Source organism: Kitasatospora sp. MBT63, assembly GCF_000710465.2.
Lineage (GTDB): Bacteria > Actinomycetota > Actinomycetes > Streptomycetales > Streptomycetaceae > Kitasatospora.
In genome coordinates this window covers 1-4561 of record NZ_JAIZ01000532.1, presented here as the reverse complement: position 1 = coordinate 4561, position 4561 = coordinate 1, and the positions used below count along the sequence as shown (strand labels likewise).

The 4561-nt window shown below is 70.5% G+C and carries 5 protein-coding genes and 1 tRNA gene; 1 reads left to right on the top strand and 5 read right to left on the bottom strand.

The window, feature by feature from the left end:
* From AA75_RS53765 to AA75_RS28580, 3 genes are all read right to left on the bottom strand, one after another.
* On the bottom strand, window positions 1-469 hold a 469-nt coding region (locus AA75_RS53765; protein WP_033823172.1), incomplete at its 3' end, for a chaplin.
* 293 nt (window positions 470-762) lie between these two features.
* Window positions 763-1005, bottom strand: a complete 243-nt coding sequence (locus AA75_RS28585; RefSeq protein WP_033823171.1) for a chaplin — start codon at window positions 1003-1005, stop codon at window positions 763-765.
* Between the two features lie 258 nt (window positions 1006-1263).
* Window positions 1264-2601 carry a M20/M25/M40 family metallo-hydrolase gene (locus tag AA75_RS28580; protein ID WP_033823170.1) on the bottom strand — a complete coding sequence of 446 codons (1338 nt, stop codon included), beginning with the start codon at window positions 2599-2601 and terminating at the stop codon, window positions 1264-1266.
* A 243-nt stretch (window positions 2602-2844) separates the two neighbouring features.
* On the opposite strand from AA75_RS28580, the gene AA75_RS28575 reads away from it, so the two are divergent.
* Window positions 2845-2929, top strand: a tRNA-Leu gene (locus AA75_RS28575).
* A gap of 99 nt (window positions 2930-3028) precedes the next feature.
* On the opposite strand, the gene AA75_RS28570 is transcribed toward AA75_RS28575, so the two are convergent.
* On the bottom strand, window positions 3029-3922 hold the full coding sequence (locus AA75_RS28570; protein WP_033823169.1) for an ABC transporter permease: 894 nt from the start codon (window positions 3920-3922) through the stop codon (window positions 3029-3031).
* Window positions 3909-4561: ABC transporter ATP-binding protein (locus AA75_RS28565; protein ID WP_033823168.1), on the bottom strand; the 653-nt coding region annotated here is incomplete at its 5' end. The genes AA75_RS28565 and AA75_RS28570, both read right to left, overlap by 14 nt.

Below are 4561 nucleotides of genomic sequence, written 5' to 3'. Positions count from 1 at the left end.
GCGGGGCGGGGTGGGCCGGCACCGGGTGGCTGTGGTTGGCGCAGTCGTTGCCGAAGGCGGGGTTGCCGACGCCGACCACGTTGACCGAGTTGCCGCAGGCGTCCACCGGGATGTCGATCGGGGCCTGCACGCCGTTGCCCGAGGCGACCCCCGGCGAGCCGTGGGTGGCGCCGCTCGCCGCCGCGCCGCCCGCGTGGGCCGCCGGGTGGGTGCTGCGGTTCTGCGCGGCGTTGCCGCACTTGTTGCCGAAGGCCGGGTTCAGCAGGCCGATGACGTCGACGGTGTTGCCGCAGGCGTTGACCGGGACGTCGACCGGGACCTGCACCGCGTTCCCCGAGCCGACGCCCGGCGAGTTCGCCGCCACGCCCTGGGCCTCACTGCCGGCGGCATAGGCGTAGCCCGCCGTCGAGGCCAGCACACTGCCGGTGGCGACGGCAGTGAGGAGGCCCTTCTTAGCGACCTGTCGCAATTGACTCCCCTGACTTCTGTACTTGTCGGAATTCCCGACGAATCAATCCGCCGGTACTCCGGACAACGACGGCGGGCCGAGAAGGTTGAGCCGGACGGATGCATTTCCTCCGATCGAGTGAAGTCCTTAACAGTCCGTCGCATTGACGAGCGCCGGCCCGCGGACAAGGCCGCGCGGACACGACTGCGCCCCTGAGCCGCGGATCCTCGGCTCAGGGGCGCATCGGTCGACGGACCGTCATCGGCCGACCGTCATCGGTGGCGCGGTCGACCGGCCCGCGGGCCGGGACCGGCTCAGAAGTTCTGGCAGTTGTTGCCGAACGCCGGGTCCAGCAGCCCGATCACGCTGATGGTGTTGCCGCAGACGTTGACCGGCACGTGCACCGGGACCTGGACCAGGTTGCCCGACAGCACGCCCGGGGAGCCGACCGCCGCACCCTGCGCGGTGGCGCCGCCGTGGGCGGACGCCATACCCGCGCCGGCGAGCACCAGGCCACCGGCGGCGGCGGTGACAGCGGCGATCTTCTTGACCTTCATGGTTCCTCCTGGTCGATTCCGCAGCCGTTCTCGTGACTGCATATGGGTGAACGAGGGCGTGGCGAACGGGGTACGGAGGCGATCACCCATTCACTCTCAGCGGTGACAGCTCGCATATGTGATCGACGCAGAATTCCAAGCAGTATCGTTTCTTCAACCGCGTGTCGCGCTGTCCCAAATCATCCGCTCCGACAATGCGCACGGCCCGCCCCGGAGCACCGGGGCGGGCCGTCGTCGAGCAGCCGGGAGGCCGGCCGTTCAGCAGGCGTCGAGGAACCGGTCCAGCACCCGCACCCCGAACTTCAGGCCGTCCACCGGCACCCGCTCGTCCACGCCGTGGAACATTCCGGCGAAGTCCAGCTCCGGCGGCAGCTGCAGCGGCGCGAAGCCGAAGCAGCGGATCCCGAGGTCCTGGAAGGACTTGGCGTCGGTGCCGCCCGACAGGCAGTACGGCACCGCGCGGGCGATCGGGTCCTCCGCCCGCAGGGCCAGCTGCATGGCGTCCACCAGGGCGCCGTCGAAGGTGGTCTCGATCGCCTTGTCGGTGTGCAGGCTCTCGCGCTTCACCCGGGGGCCGAGCACGCTGTCCAGCTCGGCCAGGAACTCCTCCTCGTAGCCGGGCAGGAAGCGGCCGTCCACGTGCGCGGTGGCCTGGCCGGGGATGACGTTCACCTTGTAGCCGGCGCCGAGCATGGTCGGCTGGGCGGTGTTGCGCAGCGTGGTGCCGATCATCTTGGCGATGCCGCCGAGCACCCGGAGGGTCTCGTCCATGTTCTCCGGGTCGAGCTGGACCCCGAGCGCGTCCGAGAGCTCGTCCAGGAAGGCCCGGACGGTCTTGGTGATCCGCAGCGGGAACTTGTGCCGGCCGAGCCGGGCCACCGCCTCGCACAGCTCGGTGATGGCGTTGTCGTCGTTCTCCATCGACCCGTGCCCGGCCCGGCCCTCGACCGTGAGCCGCATCCAGTGCATGCCCTTCTCGGCGGTCTCCACCAGGTACAGCCGGACGTCGTCGTTGACCGTGAAGGAGAAGCCGCCGACCTCGCCGATCCCCTCGGTCACGCCCTCGAACAGGCCCGGGTGCTTGTCGACCAGGTGGCGGGCGCCGTAGGTACCGCCCGCCTCCTCGTCCGCGACGAAGGCCAGCACCAGGTCGCGCGGGGGCTTGCGGCCGGTGCGCAGCCGGTCGCGGACCACCGCCAGCGTCATCGCGTCCATGTCCTTCATGTCGACCGCACCGCGGCCCCACACGCAGCCGTCGGCGATCTCGCCGGCGAACGGGTCGTAGGTCCAGTCCGCGGCGTTGGCCGGGACCACGTCGAGGTGCCCGTGGATCAGCAGGCCGGGACGGGAGCGGTCCTCGCCCTCGATCCGCACCACGGTGGACGCCCGCCCCTTGGCCGACTCGATGATCGTCGGCTCCAGCCCGAACTCGGCCAGCTGCTCCGCGACGTACTCGGCCGCCTTGCGCTCGCCGGGGCCCGAGCCGTCCCCGTAGTTGCTGGTGTCGATCCGGATCAGGTCACGGCAGATCTCGGCGACCTCCGACTCCGCCGTCACCCGCGCGGCACCTGCCTGGTCCGCCCTCGACTCGCTCACGGTCACTCCTCGTCTCTGCGGCGTCTACGCAACCCGTGGCACTCCTGCTCACGACCCCCGGCCCGGCCGGGCACCACGGGCACCCTGCGGCCATCCTCCCCCGCCGGCCGCCCGCACCCAAGAGCGAATTTCCCGGCGCCGGGCGGGCGGCCGCCCGGGCGGGAACGGTTTTGGGTCCGCAAGCGGATCTTTGCTACAGTTACGGAGTCAGCGCGGCGGACAGCAGCGAGGACGACACACCCGGTCCGGGTGGCGGAATGGCAGACGCGCTAGCTTGAGGTGCTAGTGCCCTTTATCGGGCGTGGGGGTTCAAGTCCCCCCTCGGACACAGACTGCTTGCCGATGCAGGCAAGCCCATGCGGGTCAGGAGAAATCCTGACCCGCATTTTGCGTTGCGCGGGACTGGGCCGCACAGGCGTCGATCCGGTCAGAGGCTGGCCCGGAGCAGGCCGCGGCTGCGCAGGACGCGGCGTTCGATGGGGGTGAAGATCAGTAGGTCGATGGCGACGCCGACGACCAGGATCAGGATGATGCCGAGCAGGACGCCGGACATGTCGGAGAATTCGCGTTGGTTCTCCAGGTAGCGGCCGAGGCCGACGCCGAGGTCGGGGGAGGCGGCGATGAGTTCGGCGGCCATCAGGGAGCGCCAGGAGAAGGCCCAGCCCTGTTTGAGGCCGGCGAGGTAGCCGGGGAGGGCGGCGGGCAGCAGGATGTGGCGGGCGCCGGTGAGGCCGGTGGCGCCGAGGGTGCGGCCGGCTCGCAGGTAGATGGGTGGGACCTGGTCGATGCCGGAGATCAGGCCGTTGGCGATGGAGGGGACGGCGCCGAGCAGGATGACGGCGTACATCGCCGAGTTGTTGATGCCGAGCCAGATGACGGCGGCGGGTACCCAGGCGACCGAGGGTAGTGACTGGAGGCCGGAGAGGACCGGGCCGAGTGCGGCGCGGACCGGTTTGACGCGGGCGACGAGCAGGCCGATCGGGGTGCCGATGGCGACGGCGGCGAGGAAGCCGGACAGGCCGCGCCAGAGGCTGGTCCAGATGATCGAGAACAGTGTGCCGGCGTACCAGAGTTTGGTCAGTGACTGCCAGACCTCGCCGGGGCTGGGGAGTTTGTCGGTGGTGGTGAGTTCCAGGGTGACGGCGAGTTGCCAGGCGGCCAGGACGAGCAGGATGCCGAGGACCGGGGGCAGTGCCTTGGCCCGTAGCGCGTGGGTGAGGGGGGTGCGTTGGAGCTGGACGGTTTCCAGGGCGTCGAGGCCGGCCTCGACGCTGGCGGAGTCGGTGGGTTCCTTGACGGGTGTGGTGTCAGTGCTGGACATGGCGGCGGATCTCCCCACGCAGTTCTTCGGTGATCTCGATGGACAGATCGGCGACGCCGGCGGACTCGATCCGGCGCGGTTGCGGCAGGTCGATCCGCCATTGGCGGGCGATCCGGCCGGGGCGGGAGGAGAGCAGTACCACGCGTTGGGCGAGGCGGACGGCCTCGCGGACGTTGTGGGTGACGAACAGGACGGTCAGCTGTCGTTCGGCCCAGATCCGGGTGATCTCGTCGTGCAGCACGTCGCGGGTGATGGCGTCGAGGGCGGCGAAGGGTTCGTCCATCAGCAGGACGTTGCCGCCCTGGGCGAGGGAGCGGGCGAGCGCGACGCGCTGGCGCATGCCGCCGGACAGTTCGTGGATGCGCTTGTTGTGGGAGCCGCCGAGGCGGACCAGTTCGAGGAGGCGTTCGGCCTCGGGGCGGCGCTCGTGGCGGGGTACGCCTGCCAGTCGTAGGGCCAGTTCGATGTTCTTGCCGGCGGTCAGCCAGGGGAACAGTGCGTGGTCCTGGAACATCAGTGCGGGGCGGCCGCCCGGTACCTCGATGGTGCCGGCGGTCGGCCGGTCGAGTCCGGCGACCAGGTTGAGCAGGGTGGACTTGCCGCAGCCGGAGGCGCCGAGCAGGGTGACGAACTCGCCCG

Bases quoted from the DNA above. Each gene is read 5' to 3' on its own strand.
- AA75_RS28585 (WP_033823171.1), bottom strand. From the start codon at position 1,005: ATGAAGGTCAAGAAGATCGCCGCTGTCACCGCCGCCGCCGGTGGCCTG.
- AA75_RS28570 (WP_033823169.1), bottom strand. From the start codon at position 3,922: ATGTCCAGCACTGACACCACACCCGTCAAGGAACCCACCGACTCCGCC.